Annotated in this window: 9 protein-coding genes and 3 pseudogenes; 9 read left to right on the plus strand and 3 right to left on the minus strand. The window is 40.5% G+C overall.

Going from position 1 to position 18,231, the window contains the following annotated elements:
• The first annotated feature begins 46 nt into the window (after nucleotides 1-46).
• Entirely contained in the window at nucleotides 47-2,056 is a 2,010-nt protein-coding gene (locus tag V7K15_RS20745) for an ABC transporter ATP-binding protein/permease (protein ID WP_334908290.1), read from the plus strand.
• A 363-nt stretch (nucleotides 2,057-2,419) separates the two neighbouring features.
• On the opposite strand, the pseudogene V7K15_RS20750 reads toward V7K15_RS20745, so the two are convergent.
• Nucleotides 2,420-2,833 (minus strand): annotated as a pseudogene (locus tag V7K15_RS20750) (NAD(P)-dependent oxidoreductase); the annotation flags it as partial.
• Between the two features lie 433 nt (nucleotides 2,834-3,266).
• A complete protein-coding gene (gene ssuD, locus V7K15_RS20755) occupies nucleotides 3,267-4,412 on the minus strand; it encodes an FMNH2-dependent alkanesulfonate monooxygenase (protein ID WP_334908291.1) in 1,146 nt (381 codons plus the stop codon).
• Nucleotides 4,413-4,890: 478 nt separating this feature from the next.
• Between ssuD and V7K15_RS20760 the strand changes: the two genes are divergently transcribed.
• From V7K15_RS20760 to V7K15_RS20770, 3 genes are all read left to right on the plus strand, one after another.
• Nucleotides 4,891-6,459: a hypothetical protein gene (locus tag V7K15_RS20760; RefSeq protein WP_334908292.1), complete on the plus strand. Its 1,569-nt coding sequence runs from the start codon at nucleotides 4,891-4,893 to the stop codon at nucleotides 6,457-6,459.
• A 298-nt stretch (nucleotides 6,460-6,757) separates the two neighbouring features.
• The gene (locus V7K15_RS20765; RefSeq protein WP_334908293.1) at nucleotides 6,758-7,462 is read left to right on the plus strand and encodes a TVP38/TMEM64 family protein; all 705 of its coding nucleotides are present in this window, start codon (nucleotides 6,758-6,760) and stop codon (nucleotides 7,460-7,462) included.
• Between the two features lie 78 nt (nucleotides 7,463-7,540).
• On the plus strand, nucleotides 7,541-8,527 hold the full coding sequence (locus tag V7K15_RS20770) for a glycosyltransferase family 2 protein (RefSeq protein ID WP_334908294.1): 987 nt from the start codon (nucleotides 7,541-7,543) through the stop codon (nucleotides 8,525-8,527).
• Between the two features lie 182 nt (nucleotides 8,528-8,709).
• Here the strand turns inward: V7K15_RS20770 and V7K15_RS20775 are convergent.
• Nucleotides 8,710-9,238 (minus strand): annotated as a pseudogene (locus V7K15_RS20775) (LLM class flavin-dependent oxidoreductase); the annotation flags it as partial.
• A gap of 882 nt (nucleotides 9,239-10,120) precedes the next feature.
• Between V7K15_RS20775 and V7K15_RS20780 the strand changes: the two are divergent.
• From V7K15_RS20780 to V7K15_RS20800, 5 genes and pseudogenes are all read left to right on the plus strand, one after another.
• Entirely contained in the window at nucleotides 10,121-11,935 is a 1,815-nt protein-coding gene (locus V7K15_RS20780) for an iron uptake porin (protein ID WP_334908296.1), read from the plus strand.
• Nucleotides 11,936-12,774: 839 nt separating this feature from the next.
• Nucleotides 12,775-14,405, plus strand: a pseudogene (locus tag V7K15_RS20785) (FAD-dependent oxidoreductase).
• Nucleotides 14,402-14,731 carry a 4Fe-4S binding protein gene (locus V7K15_RS20790; RefSeq protein ID WP_334908298.1) on the plus strand — a complete coding sequence of 110 codons (330 nt, stop codon included), beginning with the start codon at nucleotides 14,402-14,404 and terminating at the stop codon, nucleotides 14,729-14,731. The pseudogene V7K15_RS20785 and the gene V7K15_RS20790 overlap by 4 nt, the downstream one beginning before the upstream one ends.
• Before the next feature lie 1,334 nt (nucleotides 14,732-16,065).
• Nucleotides 16,066-17,109 carry an aliphatic sulfonate ABC transporter substrate-binding protein gene (locus V7K15_RS20795; RefSeq protein WP_334908300.1) on the plus strand — a complete coding sequence of 348 codons (1,044 nt, stop codon included), beginning with the start codon at nucleotides 16,066-16,068 and terminating at the stop codon, nucleotides 17,107-17,109.
• 584 nt (nucleotides 17,110-17,693) lie between these two features.
• Entirely contained in the window at nucleotides 17,694-17,987 is a 294-nt protein-coding gene (locus V7K15_RS20800) for a hypothetical protein (protein WP_334908302.1), read from the plus strand.
• Nucleotides 17,988-18,231: the final 244 nt, after the last annotated feature.

Consider the following 18,231-nt stretch of genomic DNA (forward strand, 5'->3'; position numbering starts at 1 on the left):
CTCTACGTTGTCAATCAACACCCTGAACTGGGAGTCAAACTTCAATATGCCAACCCAAGTTGTTCAAGCTAAACCCTCAACTAATGCTTTTTCAGATTTTATTCAATTCTGGAAAGATGTAAAGGCGATCGCAGGCCCTTACTGGTATCCAACAAAGCCAGGGGAAAGAGCATTCTCAGACGTTATTCGTGCTTGGGGAATGCTTTTTCTCCTAATATTGCTAATAATCCTCCTTGTAAGTGCAAATACTTTTAATAGTTTTATTCATCGCTATTTAATCGATGTCATTATTCAAGAAAAAGATTATTCTAAATTCACTTATACTATATCAATTTATGCTGTTGGACTTGTATTGATAACGCTTTTAGTAGGATTTTCTAAATTTATTAGGAAGCAAATCGCTCTTGATTGGTATCAATGGCTTAATAATCACATTTTAAATAAATATTTACATAAGCGGGCTTATTATAAAATGAATTTTCAAGCAAATATTGATAATCCAGATCAACGTTTATCTCAAGAAATTGAACCGATCACCAGTAGTGCCTTAAGTTTTTCAGCTATTTTTCTAGAAAAACTACTAGAAATGACGACTTTTTTAATAATTGTCTGGTCAATTTCTCAACAAGTAGCTATTGCTCTGCTTGTGTATACAATTATAGGCAACTTGATTGCTGTTTATTTAAATCAAGAGTTGACTAAAATTAATCAGGCAGAACTCGAATCTAAAGCTGATTATAGTTATTCTTTGACTCATGTTCGCAATCACGCTGAGTCGATAGCTTTTTTTCAAGGAGAAGAACAGGAACTCAATATAATTGGAAGGCGATTTATTAATCTTATAAAAAATGCTAAACATAAAGTGAATTGGGAGAGAAATCAGGCAATTTTTAACAGAGGATACCGTGCTGCTATCGAATTTTTCACACTTTTAGTACTCGCACCTTTATTTATTAGAGGTGATATTGATTTTGGAGAAATTGGACAAGCTACTACAGCTTGCTATTTTTTTGCTGGTGCTGTGGAAGAATTAATAGCTGAATTTGGCATTTCTGGAAGATTTTCCAGTTATGTTCAGCGTTTATCTGAGTTCTCAGATGCGTTAGAAGCTGTGACTAAAGAGCTAGAAAATTTCACTACCATTAAAACAATAGAAGAGAATCATTTCGCTTTTGAGCATGTCACCTTACAAACGCCAAACTATGAGCAGGTAATCGTCGAAGACTTGTCACTCGCTGTTCAGCCTGGAGAAGGTTTATTAATTGTAGGCCCAAGTGGTCGAGGTAAGAGTTCTCTGTTGAGAGCGATCGCTGGTTTGTGGAACGCAGGAACAGGTCGTCTAGTGCGTCCTCCTCTAAAAGAAGTCTTATTCCTACCCCAGCGTCCTTATATCATTTTGGGAACTTTGCGCGAACAGTTACTTTATCCTAAAACTAATCGTCAAATGACCGACGCAGAACTCAAAGAAGTTTTGCAACAAGTAAACCTGCAAAACTTGTTAAGTCGAGTTGAAGGCTTTGATACTGAAGTTCCTTGGGAGAATATATTGTCCTTGGGAGAACAACAACGCCTTGCTTTCGCACGCCTGTTAGTTACTCATCCAAGGTTCACCATATTAGATGAAGCAACAAGTGCTTTGGATTTAAAAAATGAGGGAAGTTTATATCAACAGTTACAAGAGACAAAAACAACGTTTATTAGTGTTGGACATCGAGAAAGCCTATTTGAATATCATCAATGGGTTTTGGAACTTTCGCAAGATTCAAGTTGGCAACTTTTGACTGTGCAGGATTATCGGACTCAAAAAGAGAGTATTACTAAACCTACTGCAAATGCTCAAATAAAAATAGATGATTCATCTCAAGATAAATCCCAAAATGAATCATCAATCAGTATAAACGAAAAGCTCACTCATAAGGAAATGAATACATTAACGTACTATTCCATTACTACTATTAGAAGTAAGGCAAGCAAAGGGGAGTCTATCATTACTAGGGACGGCGTTACTTATAGCTATGATAAAGATCCCAAGGTGTTGAAATGGGTGAGAGTTTAGTGGTTACCATTCGTAAACGGTTAAGCTCAAGCACCTTTTGTCAAAGAGTTAAAATATTCAAAAAATTTTAATTAAATGAGAATTATGTGGGAAAAAAGAGAGCACCTCCTTTTCTTTTTGATTATTATTAACGCCAAGGTTTTCACAGCTTAAATATGAAATAAAAAAGTATTATAACGAGTGAATAACTTTGTCAAACAAATGTTTTTTCAATGTGTAGGGACAATCTGGAGCTTTAATTCCACTAGCATTGATCTGTCGATAAGATGCCCAAAGCTGCCACTGTAATACATCAACTCCAATCGCCGCGCCACCGTATTGCACTCTCTTTGTCTGGGTTATCAGCAATATTTTTGATGTCGCTAGGGGTTCAGGATGGCGGCGACTACCCCAAACTGTAACTCCAAAGACTTTGGCACGAGATGCGATCGCTTGACCGATATTTCCTGTGCCAAGAATTAATAAAGTCGCGTCTGCCAACTCTTGGAGAAACACTCCTCTTACCCAAGTGTGTTCATCCTGCAAAGTTTGCAATTTCTGTAGATTCTTAGCGTGATAGAGCATGAATGCCAGTACAAATTCTGAAATCGGAATTGCGTGAACTCCTGCGCCATTAGTGAGGATAATGTCCTTTTGCAAAAAAGTTGGCGTGAGGATATGATTTACGCCAGCACTTGGCGACTGTTGCCAACGCAGCGCGGGTGCTGGCGTCAATACTTTGTCAAGGGTAGAAGTTTTCAGGTAAAATCCATTGACATAAACTTCTGCATCACTAGCAGTTAAAATCTCTTTTTTCTCTCTGCGCTCTCTGCGTCTCTGTGGTTAAAAAGTAATTATTTGAACCACAGAGGCGCAGAGAACACAGAGTTAAGAGGTTAAAGAGGAATTTCTTGTCCAAAATTTTTATCCACCTTGAAAGGGCTAGTCTGGAGTTATACCAATTTGAAAAATCATTGAGACAGATGCAAACCTGAAACGCTTATCCAATCGATGTTTCACAATCCGAAATCTAAAATGACATAATCAACCCCAGGCACGAGCGATGCCTACGGCGGTAAACTACGCCATTTATCTGATCAAAATTTAGACGTATGGCCACTCATTAGCCTCGAATTTTAGATTTTAGATTGTTCACAAGGATGAATCTAGAAGCATCGAATTTGGTGTTTTTGCTTAATCCCAAATCCCAAATCTAAAATTGGTAGAATCATCAAGTACTCGTTAGTTGTTTAGCAAATTTTTCATTGGTGACGATTTCGCCAACATGACTCAAAACTGGTGGCGTTAAAGGTGCAGGTTCGCTCTGCAAAGGTAGGCGTGGAAATAATAATTCAGCAGTGCGATACGCTTCTTCTAAATGCGGATATCCAGAGAAAATGAAAGTTTCTATGCCCAAATTGCGATATTCCAGCATCCTAGCGGCAACGGTGTCGGGATCTCCAACTAAAGCCGTAGCAGCACCTTCCCGCACTAATCCAATTCCTGTCCACAGGTTGGGGCTAATCTCTAAGGTTTTTCGACTACCACTATGTAGTTGACTCATGCGCCGTTGTCCTTCAGAATCAGAACTAGCAAAGTTTTTCTGAGCTTTTGCGATCGCACCCTCATCCACATATTTAATTAGCTCATTGGCAGCATCCCAAGCAGCAGATTCGGTTTCTCGCACAATTACATGTAAGCGAATCCCAAAACGTACTGTTCTACCTTGTTGGGCCGCCAATTGCCGAACTTCAGCAATCTTTTGGGCTACTTGCTGTGGTGGTTCGCCCCAAGTCAGGTAAACATCTATGTGTTTGGCAGCAACTCGCTTGGCAGCAGGCGATGAACCACCAAACCATAAGGGTGGATAGGGTTTTTGAACTGGTGGAAATAAGAGTTTACCGCCTTTGATATCGAGGTAGTTTCCTTTAAAATCGACTGTTTCCCCACTGACAATACCCCGCCAAACACTGAGAAATTCATCGGTTAAATCATAGCGATCGTCATGACTAAGATGCAAACCATCCCCAGCCAGTTGCACCAAATCGCCACCTGTCACGACATTAATCAACAATCTTCCTTTAGAAATTCGGTCAAATGTTGCTGCCATCCGGGCAGCCGCACTTGGGGAAGTAATTCCTGGGCGAATTGCCACGAGAAATTTCATCTGCTTGGTGACAGAGATAAAAGCCGCGGCGGTAATCCAAGCATCTTCACAAGAACTCCCTGTGGGTAACAATGCGCCCGTGTAGCCCAAATTATCTACAGCTTGGGTAATTTGCTGTAAATAATCAAATGTGATCACACGAGAGCCAATATCTGTGCCTAAATAGCGTCCGTCATGAGATCCAGTCGGAATAAACCAGAAAATTTGCATATCTGTCAAGGTATAAAGTATAAGGATAATATTAAACGGTAACTCGACCGAATTGCCGTAGTTAATAGTCAGTATTTTACAGGTAATTATTTAACAAAGCCAGTCGAGGTTAACGATTCATAAAGAATAACTATCCACACAATTGATTTTTTTGTGGACAATGCTGGCAATCATGACACTTTTAGAGCAAGTATGGCTATCGTCGAGAATACAAGTTTTCTCTAGAAGCTTATATTTTAGAACGACCTTCATGATCAAAGTCCGCTCCACAAGGTGGTGCTTGAATAAAGGTTATGGTTCCCGATAAGTCCGTGACCTAGCAGTAGAGTCCATATTTATAAGATTTTAGCTCAGAAAAAAGATGTAAATCAGACATCTTAAAAGGGCTGGTTACTTGACATAACTCAATTTTACTTAAAATATTTTGAAATTTGACTCGGTATGGTAAAGTTACTCTGAAGCTTTCTATTGAACAGCTATGAAACAAGAAAATACTAAAATTGCATTACCTATACTTATATTACTAGGATTAGCTAGTAGCCTTTACTTGACTATTGTATACAAAGATACATTAGGAGAGAGAGATACCTTCCGAATGGCAATGGGTCTTATTGACTCGATCACATCTAATAAACCATTAGGAAGCGCTATGCTTTACGGTCGTGATATCTCTTTTGCATACTTTGCATTGTTAGATTTTTTTACGCCAATTTTTAAAACAAATTTGGCTTTGATAATTCCTTTTATGAACTATATAAATGCCTTGAGTGCTATTTTAATGGTTCTACCTTTCTTCTTTTTAGTTAAGAGGTATTGGGGAACATCTGTAGCCTTATTAGCAAATATATTACTAATGTTTATCCCAGCTTGGAGGGCAACCAGTCAATATGGACATCCCATGACTGAAGCTATATTATTCATGTTCATAGGATTAGCCTTGATTGGTTATCGTTCGTTCCTAACATCAATGAGGTTAGGATGGAAGAGGTTAATATTATTGGACATACTAATTATCGCTGTTTTTGCTTTATGTTTAATGTTCAGGCTCGATGCAATACTAATGTTCCCTCTAATTCCAGCCTGTCTTCTTCTCGATAATTTTCCTTTTAAAAAGATTGTTTCTACTTCAATTTTATATAGTTTTTTTCCATTAATTGTTTTTAAAGTGATGCAATCTCAACTTCCATACATTGATGAAAACAGTAATGGAATATTTGCTCAACTTTTATTATGGAATAATCCTGCTAGATATGTTGATAATTTGTTGCGTGGTAACCTACTGTTTATTTGGGGCTTGAATCCTTTAGTTTGTTTAATATTTTTGATATCCTGCATATATTTGCTGTATAAAAGACATCGTTATTCGGATCTATTTTTTGTCTTACCAACAGTCTTATTAAATTACATATTTTGGCTACCAAATCCTTTTCCAGCCCGTCATTTTATTTATATATCCCCTGTTGTAGCAATTAGTATTGCAATCTTCTTATCAGATGTTTTTCCAACAATAAAATCCTTTGTAAAAAATAATAGAAACACAGGAGTAACACTCGCAGTAATTTTAATATTTTCTGTTTTCATAAGCTATAAATACTCTTATTCTGTGCCACTTTCAAAAAAATACTCTTACGCAGTGAGACAGCTAGGTAACGAATTACAACAATTAGAGCCGAAAGATCAGCCAATTTTTGTAGTTGGCGATACGATTCCGGCAGTGGTTCAAATGCAACTTATGTCAAAAGATATAAAGGTTGAGTATAAAAAAACAAATATTCTTACAGACGACGATATTAAAGCTCAAGAAAAATCTGCTTTTAAATCTGAACCTATATACATATCTGTAATAGTGGTAGAAAATAAAAAAAATAAGTTTATATGTTATTTCCAAGGTTGGAAAGCAAAAATAAACGAAATTAAGAGATTTTTGCGAGAAAAAGACGAATATAATCAAGGTTATCTTGTATTAAATATATTAGAAAAAGATGCTAAGAAGATTGATATTGAACCATCAAGCTTATCTAATAGGTTTAATATTTTAAAGTTGTAATTACAAATTCGTTACCTTAGAAAAGAGGAGTTTTGGCGGCCATCTTGTGTTCTTTTTAGTTAGGAGGTATTGGGGAACAGCTATAGCTTTTTTAGCAAATATATTACTTAATATTGATTCCAGCTTCGAGGACAACCAGCCAATATGCACATCCCATGACTGTAGCTATCTCTTAGTAATTATTTTCTCTAGATTCCAGAATCAAAGTTTTCAATAATTAATTAAAGAAGAAATGTGAGAGAATATGAACTGTGTATAAAAGAATAACTGTGTATAAAAGAATAGGAGTAAAATTCTAGTGGGTAACTTGAAAGGTAGTATTTTACTACTCACACTAATTTGCACTATTGGGACTGCCATAGCAGTATATCTTCTTGGCGGCATTGATCCAGCACAAATTCAAGTTTGGCTGAAGTCTGCTGGGATATGGGCACCGATTATTTATATTCTTGTGTATGTTATAGCAACTGTACTTATTCTGCCCTCAACAGCACTTAATTTAACTGGTGGTGCAATTTTTGGTCCAGTATTAGGGACTCTTTGGACTAGTTTAGCGGCAATTATTGCTGCAATTGTTTCTTTTACTTTTACCCGGACTATTGGACGTGAAGCGGTAGCCAAAAGACTAGGCGGAAAATGGCAAGCGATGGATGCTGAGGTGCGTCGGGCAGGATTATTTTATATGTTTGCTATTCGTTTGGTAGCAGTTATGCCCTATGGTTTAGTGAACTTCACTGCAGGCCTAACTTCGGTCAGTTTTAAAGATTATGTTCTGGGTACAAGCCTGGGCACGGTTCCTGGCGTCCTACCTTTTGTATTGCTAGGCAGTTACGGTTTAAAGGCTTTTAGTACAGGAGATTTCTTGCCAGTGATTGGAGCTTTGTCACTAACTGGAATGCTAGTAGCAGTAGCAACATGGTATCGTCGTCGTCGCACATTTCCCTCAAAGGGCGTTGAGGTTGTTAAATCATCAGAAAATGACAAAGATCCTCAAGATAATTAAACCATATTCTTGCCATAACATAAGAGTTGATTTTATGTCTGTTTCTTTGAGTGTCAAGCGAAGTATGAGGTTTTCTAGATGCTTATAAACAATGACAATGTAGAAATTTCTGTAGTAGTTCCTATGTACAATGAGGAACCCAATATAGACTACCTATTGGAACGATTAGTGTCAGTATTAGTTCGTTTAAAGATGAAATATGAGATTGTTTGTGTGAATGATGGTAGTAAAGATAATACTCTTAAATGTTTGGTTGAACATCATTACCGTAATTCTGCAATTAAGGTGGTTAACTTGTCCCGTAACTTTGGCAAAGAAATTGCTCTAACGGCTGGTATTGACTATACAACAGGTGCAGCAGTAGTCCCAATTGATGCCGATCTCCAAGATCCACCGGAATTAATTGAGGAGCTAATTGTTAAATGGCGTGAAGGTTATGATGTGGTTTGTGCAACTCGTCGCTCACGTCAAGGAGAAAACTGGATTAAGCGCTTTACTGCTGCTGCTTTCTACCAAACGATTGGTAAGTTGAGTAATGTGCCAATCCCTCCGAACACTGGGGATTTTCGTTTGCTAGATCGACGCGTAGTGAATGCTCTCAAACAAATGCCAGAACGGAATCGTTTTATGAAAGGTTTGTTTGCTTGGGTTGGTTTTCAGCAAACTTCAATAATATACGATCGCCCTCAACGTTATCAGGGAACTACTAAATGGAATTATTGGAAACTTTGGAACTTTGCTATTGATGGGATTGCTGGATTTAGTTTAATACCCTTAAAGGTTTGGGGCTACCTTGGTCTTGTTATATCTTTAATTTCATTTTTGTACGCTAGTTTTTTAGTAATTCGGACTTTGCTTTTCGGAATTGATATTCCTGGCTATGCTTCTTTAATGGTGGCAATACTCTTTTTAGGGGGAGTACAACTACTTAGCCTTGGGATAATAGGTGAATATATTGGACGCATTTATGACGAAGTAAAAGGACGCCCACTTTATTTGGTTAGAGATTGTTACGGCTTCATGCCTGAATCTATGAATCAAAAATCTCTTTCTTATAATCCGTAATCAACTAAGAGGGTGTTATAGAAGTATTATTTCATATTGAATTAACAGCTAAAAGTCGCAGTTTCTCTTGCATACAGATAAAACCGACGCAGTGCACCACGCTGATTTTAAAATTTTAATTGAGTATTTGCCTCAAAATTGGAACAGTACGAGGTAGCGATCGCATTATTAATGAGCGATCGCATCGCACCCTCATCCACATATTTAATTAGCTCATTGGCAGCATCACAAGCAGCAGACTCGGTTTCTTACACAATTATATGTAAGCGAATCCTAAAACGTACTGTTCTGTTGGGCTGCCAATTGCCGAACTTCAGCAATCTTTTGGGCTACTTGCTGTGGTGGTTCGCCCCAAGTCAGGTAAACATCTATGTGTTTGGCAGCAACTCGCTTGGCAGCAGGCGATGAACCACCAAACCATAAGGGTGGATAGGGTTTTTGAACTGGTGGAAATAAGAGTTTACCGCCTTTGATATCGAGGTAGTTTCCTTTAAAATCCACTGTTTCCCTACTGACAATACCCTGCCAAACACTGAGAAATTCATCGGTTAAATCATAGCGATCGTCATGACTAAGATGCAAACCATCCCCAGCCCGTTGCACCAAATCGCCACCTGTCACGACATTAATCAACAATCTTCCTTTAGAAATTCGGTCAAATGTTGCTGCCATCCGTGCAGCCGCACCTGGGGAAGTAATTCCTGAGTGAATCGTCCACGTACTGATTACGTTTTTACCGACTGATTATCTGCGGCGATCGCCTACGGCACACTACGCGATCGCAGTTGGTGAATTGATACCATTTCTTTATAAGGCTGCGCCAAACCCTTTTAACTTCTTTCTGTCCAACTCTTCTCTACCAGAGGCTGCGCCAAGCAGACGCTACGCGTAGCTTCCTTCCACGTACTCCTGCGGAGGACAAGCTACGCGTAGCGTCCCGTAGGGAAGTGGTATGCGTCCAACTCTTCTCTACGAGAGGCCGCGCTAAGGAGACGCTGCGCGTAGCTTGCTTGGACGTAGGAGTATGCGGTTCGTTTTCTTTCTTGTACTTAAATATGCTTTAGCGCATCTTCATAGAGAATTGGTATGACTTACCCAATAATTTTGACATATTTTCATATTTTCACCTCATCAAAAAATACTGGGTCTTGCATTGTACCAAGCTCTATGCAAAGATAATTCTACACAAAATACGGTAATTCTATCGACTTATCGTATTTAACTGACAATTGATGCTGTCAAAATCTAGCTGATTGCAAATTAGGGTTTTCAGCTAATTTTAATTGGCAGATAATAAATCGAATCCAAATCAAGCTTTAGTCAATGTCAGTAATCATTGATTAACTTTGTGCAGTGTAAGCAAAAAAACAGGATTTCAAAGGCGGTTTTACTGCGGCTTTTGGATTCTACATTCAACTGCTTAATACTGGTTTCGATATCTATAGGAGATTGCTACTTTTCTCCCTAGTGAAACCTTTGCTCAGGTTGTTTTCTAATGGTTGAGCAGCGAGATTGCATCAAGTATTCGCACTGGTTTATCTGTCCAAATTAGAGCTAGTTTATTCATCATTAAGGTTGAGGAGTTGAAGAGTCATGTCTAATTTTCGCTGGAATTATAGATGCCTAATGTTCCTATTTTCGTTGCTAGATATTCTAATTATCCTGGTTTTTTCTCCGGCAAAAAATAAAGCTGAACTGCCTAAATCTGATGCTTCTACTGTCCAAATAGAAGTGAATAAAGCTCCAGAAGGAGTTATCAATCAAACAGTACAAACTTCAATTGCACCGTTAAGTAGTAAAAAAGCTACAACTAATGTCACAGGGCAAGTGACACCTGTATCGCAATTGTTGGAAGTTGCACCGCCAACTAGTAAAAAAGCTACAAATAATGCTGCGGGGCAAGTGACATCAGTCTCACAACTGTCAGATATTAAGCCGACAGATTGGGCATTTCAAGCATTACAGTCTCTAGTTGAGCGCTACGGTGTAATTACAGGATATACAGATGGCACATTTAAAGGGAATCGTCCCCTAACGCGCTATGAATTTGCGGCTGGGTTGAATGCAGCTTTAAATCGCCTCAATGAACTAATAGCAACTTCAACGACAGATTTAGTTAAACGGGAAGACTTGGATGCGATCAAAAAACTACAAGAACAATTTTCTCCAGAACTTGCTCAACTTCGGGGACGCTTAGATACCTTAGAAGTGCGAAGTGCGAAGTTAGAATCAACTCAGTTTTCCACCACAACCCAACTTATCGGTCGAGCTCAGATTGTTGTTGGCTCAGTTCTGGCGGGCAATAACGTCCTCACCAAGACACCCGCAGCTCACAATCCCACACTTCAAGGTTTAACTTCTTTACGGTTAAACACCAGTTTTAACGGTAAAGATTCATTAGGTATAACACTCTCAGGTGGAAGTATTGAATCATTGGGACAAACAAGAGCTGGATTATTGGGAACTTATGAGGGGAGAACTGCTGATAACGCCAGTATTACTTTTGCACGCAATCAGATTATTCTCGGTGGTGTCCGCTATCGGTTTCTACCTTATCCAAATACCCAAGTCAACATTTATGCCCTGTCTGATGGAGCTAGTGAAATAGGTCTTTCTGGTCCCATTAACCCATATTTTGAATCGTCTTCTGCGACTGGTGCTAATGGGATTTCACGATTTTCACGGCGGTCTTTGGTCTATAACTATGGAGATAGCGGTGCCGGAATTGCCATACTCCAGGGATTAGGCAAACAGGTTCAATTAGGATTAGCGTACAGTGCACCAAACGGCAACAATCCGACAGCTAATAATGGCTTCTTTAAAGGCAGGTATTTAGCTTTAGCACAGTTAATATACTACTCTTCTAATAGGAATTTTCGGTTGGCGGCAACTTACGTTAATACCTATAGCCCAGCAAATACCATAGGTTTTAGTGGAACAAATTTCGGTCCAGCAGTTGGGAGTAACCTAGTAAACAGCACCGTGGCCGGAGCGGGAACTCTGGGCAACCTTTATGGTCTACAGGCGTTCTATCAAGTTAATCCCAAGTTGGCAATCAATGGGTGGGTAAGTTATGCAGCACACCGCTATTTGGGACGCGGAGATGGCGAAGCGATGGATTGGGCGGTAGGACTGGCATTCCCGGATCTTTTTAAGGAAGGTGCTCTAGGGGGGGTTTTAGTTGGTATGGAGCCGAAAATGATCAGTCTCAGCAAGAGTGTAGATTTGGGAGCAGGTGCCGGACAAGCGGACAAAGATACTTCCCTGCACATTGAGGCATTCTATCAATATAAAATCGGAGATAATATTGAGATTACGCCGGGTTTGATCTGGATTACTGCACCGGACTCTGATTCCAGCAATCCTGATAGTTTATTTGCTTGGGTTCGTACTCTCTTTAGATTTTAATAAATTACGGTAACTAGTTGGACAGAACTAATTACACAATGTCATTGCGAGTGTGACGTACTCCTACGGAGAAGCAAGCTACGCTCCGCGAACACTTGGTGTAAAAAAACGTCAGTTTGACAGAACCTAACCCCAACCCCTTCCTTACAAGGGAAGGGGCAAAAAATCTACAACTTGGTACGAAATAATCGGGTTTTTAAGCCTCTCCCCGTTGGCATCAGCCTGCCGTTAGGCAAGCGGAAAGACGAATGAAAGCGGGGTTCTTCAGAATCCTATCGAACTCACGTTAAAAAGCAAATCCATTGCGAGAGTTGACATCCTCACCGGACTAAAGCCACGGTGATTCCCAAACATTACTATTTGGGTTCCTGCTTCATAGCAACTGCCTCCACCTCCCGAAGGGTAATAGGTCTTACGTTCGCTCCACAGGCTTTGGCTTTGAGCCTCCCGCAAGAGAAAGCAGCATTCTACTATTAATTATACCAAAAGCCGTCGTATAAGCGATGCACTGAGCGTGGTCGTTGTGGACGGGGTTTTAGACCCAATTTTTTGATAACCAAATTTATTTACATAACTTTATATTTGAATTTGTTTGTTAAAATGCTTGCTTTTTGTCGAAAACTGTGAGAAGCTTTGTTATGTTAAAACTACGGTTTATCGATCAAGTTAAAGTAGTTCATGGATGCCAATCTAGTGGCAACCTGTCTTAAGGAGTCACAATTTAAGGCAACTAGTAAGCTGTCAAGTAGATAGACAAACAGGTTTACAAATATTATTTTGCAGCATTGATGGGGTGAAGACTTGATGCTTAAGACTTTATCGATGGGGGGAAATTGTAGATGCTGAAGACGTTAAGAACCGATTTTGAACTCGACTTAGAAGCAGATGTGCTTGTGATTGGAGGTGGGCCTGCTGGAACTTGGGCGGCATGGAGTGCTGCATCAAATGGAGCGAGAGTGATTCTCGTAGACAAAGGATATTGTGGCACAACTGGTTGTGCTGCGGCATCTGGTAATGGTGTGTGGTATGTGCCACCCGATCCAGAAGCACGAGAAACAGCAAAGGCGAGTCGAGAATCGTTGGGTGGGTTTTTATCCGATCGCAATTGGATGGATCGGGTACTGAATCAGACTTATGTAAACGTTAATCAGTTAGCAGAGTGGGGTTATCCCTTTCCTACCGATGATGAAGGTAAACCCTATCGGCGATCGCTGCAAGGGCCGGAGTATATGCGGCTGATGCGGCGACAAATTCAACGGGCCGGAGTCAAAATTTTAGACAACAGCCCTGCCTTAGAATTACTGGTTGATGACGATGGTGCTGTTGGTGGTGCATCAGGCGTGAACCGTCAGACTGGTGAGAAATGGCTAGTGCGATCGCAGTCCACAATTATCGCAACAGGTGGCTGTGCATTTCTCAGTAAAGCGTTAGGATGCAACGTCCTGACAGGGGATGGTTATTTAATGGCGGCGGAAGCAGGTGCCGAGATGTCGGGTCGGGTATGGAATTTTCCAATGCTTACGGCATCTCTCCCGCTTTTTCTTCAGTTACCAAAACCTTGTTTTATAATTGGGCAACCTTCACCCATGAAGATGGTACTGTGATTCCGGGGGCAAGTTCTCATAGACGTTCAATAATTGCCCAAACATTACTGCAACAGCCAGTTTACGCCATCATAGATAAAGCGGCGGAATCGATGCGGCCATCTATGCGTTTAGCACAGCCCAACTTCTTTTTACCCTTTGACCGTGCAGGTATTGATCCATTTACCCAACGTTTCCCTGTGACTCTGCGCCTAGAGGGAACTGTGCGCGGTACAGGAGGGATTCGGATTGTAGATGAGAGTTGTGCCAGTTCTGTGCGGGGACTCTATGCGGCTGGAGATGCAGCTACACGCGAACTGATTTGTGGCGGATTTACTGGTGGTGGTAGCCACAATGCGGCTTGGGCAATATCTTCTGGCTATTGGTCAGGGAAATCGGCTGCTGAATATACTCGCAGTTTGGGAGAACACAAAACTCAATGCCGCCTTAATGGTGTTGGAGAGGTAGTATTACAGAGTGGGAGCGATCGCTCTCAAACCTTGGCAACTGATGAAGTGATTCAGGCAGTCCAAGCTGAAGTATTCCCCTACGAAAAGAACTATTTCTGTACAGAACAAGGCTTAACCGAGTCTTTGGGTAGGTTAAATCATCTTTGGCAAGAACTCCGCAGTAGCCAGGTAACATCAGATAAAGAGCTAATCCGGGCGCGAGAAGCTGCGGCAATGGTAGCGACAGCGCGATGGATGTATAGCAGTGCGATTGAACGTAAAGAAACTCGTGGTATGCACAGACACTTAGATTATCCAGAACTTGATCCTAACCAGCAACATCACCTGATTAGTGGCGGATTAGATCAAGTCTGGGTGAAGAGTCAGCCTTTACAGAGTACAGAAAAGTCTTTATCTAAAATAGGAGCGTTAGTGTGATTGAGTTAGTCAGCGAGTCGCGGTGCATAAAATGTAATATTTGCGTGAACATTTGCCCGACTAACGTGTTTGACAGAGTACCTGATGCACCACCGACTATTACCAGACAGAGTGACTGTCAAACCTGTTATATGTGCGAATTGTATTGTCCAGTTGATGCTCTTTATGTTGCACCAGAAAGCGATATGCAGACTTCAGTTAACGAGGCAGAATTGGCAGAAGTCGGGCTACTGGGTAGTTACCGTGAAAAGGTTGGTTGGGGACATAAACGTACATCAACAGCAAAAACAGATCAAACATTCCAAATTCTCAAGCAGATGAAATAGTAATGTGATGTGCAACTATATCCTTAAAACCCCACTTCCATTCCTCTCCCCCACAGTCCGCGAGACTTTGATTCTTGCTCCCGAACGCTAGTAGGGAAGGGGTTGGGGGTTAGGTTTGAGAGAAGGTCAAGCAACTTAAACCCAGGCAATTGGTTAATAAATATATAGCGGTTCTCGGTTAAGTGAGGTACAAGAACCCCAACCCCTAAGAGCAAGCGAGGAGGGGGCGATGATGTACCTTATGTGATTAGAAACCGCTATCTAAATAAAAAATATTATTCAGTCTAAAAACAAGTGTTTATCAATACTTTATTTAAATACAAAACCCGATACAATATAACCTGTAATTAACAGTTAATTCTGTTAACTAAAAATACTAAAACCAAATTTTACTCATGTAATGAGACAAGATTTATATATCGTTTTTTGAATATTTACATTTAACCTACAGGTGTAAAATGTTTAGCAGTACTCTAAAACAAAAGTCAACAATAATCAGTAGAATAGCGTTATTTGTAATGCCGGGTTGTGAGTTTTCCAATACGGTTTGGATAAGACTTGATCCCCCCAACCCCCCTTAAAAAGGGGGGGCTAAGAATGGCTCTATTTCCCCCTTTTTAGGGGAAGCCAGTGCGCTACGGCGCGTTTCCCGACTTGTTCGCGCAGCGTCTTCCCTTCTCCCAAAGGGAGAGGCTAGCGCCTTCGCGGAGCGTCTCGTAGAGAAGGGAGAAAGACCTGGCGTGGACTAAGGGGGATCATTAAGGACTGTACACCTTAACCGAACCGTATTGAGAGTTTTCCAATACCCAATCTCGCATCCCTTTAAATGCTTCATGCTAAAAAAGACTAATTAAGGAAAAGCCAGTTTTTGCAAATCCCCAGACTTGATTTTTAAATAAATGCGAATCATTTTAGCAATAGCTAAAAACATCGCTAAGTTTTTTCAAACTAACTAGAATACCAATTTACTAAAACCAAAAAGAGATTTGTTGAATTAGTGCAATCTCAAGTTTTAATACTAAATTGGTGTTCTAGGAGGTTGACAGAACAACTTCCAATTATCTTACTTGTTTTTGAAAGTAAGACTTACAAGCCACATTCTGCAATTCATTTTGTAATAAATAAAGATTACAAAATCTAGCGATGTCTAGGTTGGACTGCGCCTACGCAATCTAACCACAAGCATAGCCAAACTATCAATAATTGTCAGTATTAACACTTGATAATATGCCCATTATTGGTAATTATTTTTGAATTATTTATATAATACATTTTGAAGTGCAGAATATGGGTTACAACTTAAAACCTAAAACTTACGAGGAAAATCACAACTGATGAATAAGCCATTTAAACCAAAACGCCGCACAGTTTTAAAGCGTATTGTCCAATATTCAGCACTGGGACTATTTGCTTTATTATCTCCGTTTGTGGGTAGCCTTGTGCAAAGCACCCAAGCGCAAACAAACGTCAAAGTAATTAACTTGGCCTATCAAAGTTCTGGTGATATTGTCAAAGTCAGAAAAGTTGTTGAGCCACGTTTCAAAGCCTTGGGTGTAACTGTGAATTGGGTTGGGCCATTTGCAGCAGGGCCGCAATTGATAGAAGCGCTGAATGCAGGTAAGGTGGATATCGGTAATGTCGGAGAGACACCTCCAATATTTTCCCAAGCCGCAACCGCAAGCATCCCGGAATTTGTCTATATTGCTGGACGCACGCCCACCAATGGTACAAACCAAGGTATTGTGGTGAAAGCTAATTCTCCCATTAAGAAAGTAGCGGATCTTAAAGGTAAGAAAATTGCTTTTCAGGTAGGGTCAAATGCACAGTATTTACTAGCAAAAGCTTTGCAAGACGTAGGGTTAAAAATTAGCGATATTCAAATCGTTGCTTTGACTCCATCTCAAGCCCGCGACGCCTTTCTTCAAGACAAGGCTGACGCCTGGGTGGGTGGCGATCCCTTTTTAGCTGTTGTGCAAAGTACTAATACTACTCCGATTCGGATTTTGAGAAATGCAGCCGGAATTAACACTCTAGGCGGATTTTATCTTGGCAGGCGTTCATTTGTCACCCAAAATCCGGGATTGGTGCGAGTGTTTTTAGAGGAAGCACAGAAGGCTGGAGAATTTGCTGAAAAAAACCCAACCATAATTGCCAACGATTTAGCTCCTGAACTGAAATTAGATGTATCAATTGTAGAAAAGGTGGTACGCCGTAGTGCTTATAGATTGAGAAGACTGACACCTGCGATCATTGCCCAACAGCAGGGCGTTGCTGATTTTTATTTTGCAGAAAAAGTCATCCCACGTAAGATAGATATCAAACAGGCGATTGTTCCTACTCTACTATATCAAGCCATCACACCTGATAATATCAAGTAACCGTAAACAGGTAGATGCAGGTCTATGATGATCGGGCAACGGCTCTCGTGAGGGAGTCGTTGGCTTTAATCAGCTATTAAGTTAGCGATAGCTTCTACTAACAAAGGTTGGCTCTAATGGTTTGGCAAGATCAAGAGTGAAATCCGGCTCTTAGTACTTGCTTGGCGTTAATTTCTCCAGCATGGGCGGTAAGTGCGATCGCCCGAACTTGATATAAGATAAATATATTTTTATTTTTCTACTAGATATTGGAATATCCCAGATGCTATAACTCTGACTACATCTATTTAGGGTTATAGAAGTTGTAAGTTAGTGATTATATACCAATACAGTTTTTTCGTTCTCCTTCTTCTGTCTCTGTGTCGCGCCAGTTGCTACAAGTCGGGGAACCCGCAAGGGCGCACTGGCTTCTCTGCGCCTCTGTGGTAGCCTGCGGCAAGCCGCTCCGCGTCTACGTTAAAAAAAACGACTTTGACAAAGAGTGCTAGCCTTAACCCAAGCGTATTAGATTATATACTACATCAACTATTATGCAAGCTATTTAAGCTAGTAATAGAGTTGTTTCAATCCAGGGAATTAAAAATATGAAGGTTTGGCTTGCCTGCTTCTTCGTGCTGTTTGCCTTGGCGGAACTGTTTGACTGGTTGCAAGAATTTAATCTGCCATTACCTATCTATATTTTGGGTGGCGCTTTTTTAGCTGTTGCTTCTAACTATGATAAAATCTTTGGCTCCTACTTTGCTGATTCAAACATTGAAGCATCACTCGAACAACCCCAGCTAGATTCACTAACCCCATCTACTAATCCGATTTCTTTCCCAATTGCCAGTACTGTTGAAGATGCTCAAACATCTCAAACAGATGCTCCCGGCGTATAGCCCGTCGTAGACATCGCTTATCTTCTGTGGTTGACGCTATGGCTCAGCTTGCTTTCAGAGTCGGAATACACTAAGGTCTCTAACCAGCGAATGAAGAGTGCTGAGTAAAAAGACCACGCCACAAGAGGTCGGGTATCAACCTTCTCCTGAAAAGAAAAGATTCCACGCCACTTGCGGGTGGGGCAAAAACCCAAGTTCAAAAGTAGTGAGTACTTCTTAATTTACTCAGCACTCAGGACTCAGC

The sequence above is a fragment of the Nostoc sp. genome (assembly GCF_036919815.1).
In the GTDB taxonomy this organism is placed as follows: Bacteria; Cyanobacteriota; Cyanobacteriia; order Cyanobacteriales; family Nostocaceae; genus Nostoc.

What these genes read in the sequence shown, in the direction of transcription:
- V7K15_RS20745 (WP_334908290.1), top strand. Translation starts at nt 47, where the DNA reads ATGCCAACCCAAGTTGTTCAAGCTAAACCCTCAACTAATGCTTTTTCA.
- V7K15_RS20780 (WP_334908296.1), top strand. Translation starts at nt 10,121, where the DNA reads ATGTCTAATTTTCGCTGGAATTATAGATGCCTAATGTTCCTATTTTCG.
- V7K15_RS20770 (WP_334908294.1), top strand. Translation starts at nt 7,541, where the DNA reads ATGCTTATAAACAATGACAATGTAGAAATTTCTGTAGTAGTTCCTATG.
- ssuD (WP_334908291.1), bottom strand. Translation starts at nt 4,412, where the DNA reads ATGCAAATTTTCTGGTTTATTCCGACTGGATCTCATGACGGACGCTAT.
- V7K15_RS20800 (WP_334908302.1), top strand. Translation starts at nt 17,694, where the DNA reads ATGAAGGTTTGGCTTGCCTGCTTCTTCGTGCTGTTTGCCTTGGCGGAA.
- V7K15_RS20760 (WP_334908292.1), top strand. Translation starts at nt 4,891, where the DNA reads ATGAAACAAGAAAATACTAAAATTGCATTACCTATACTTATATTACTA.
- V7K15_RS20795 (WP_334908300.1), top strand. Translation starts at nt 16,066, where the DNA reads ATGAATAAGCCATTTAAACCAAAACGCCGCACAGTTTTAAAGCGTATT.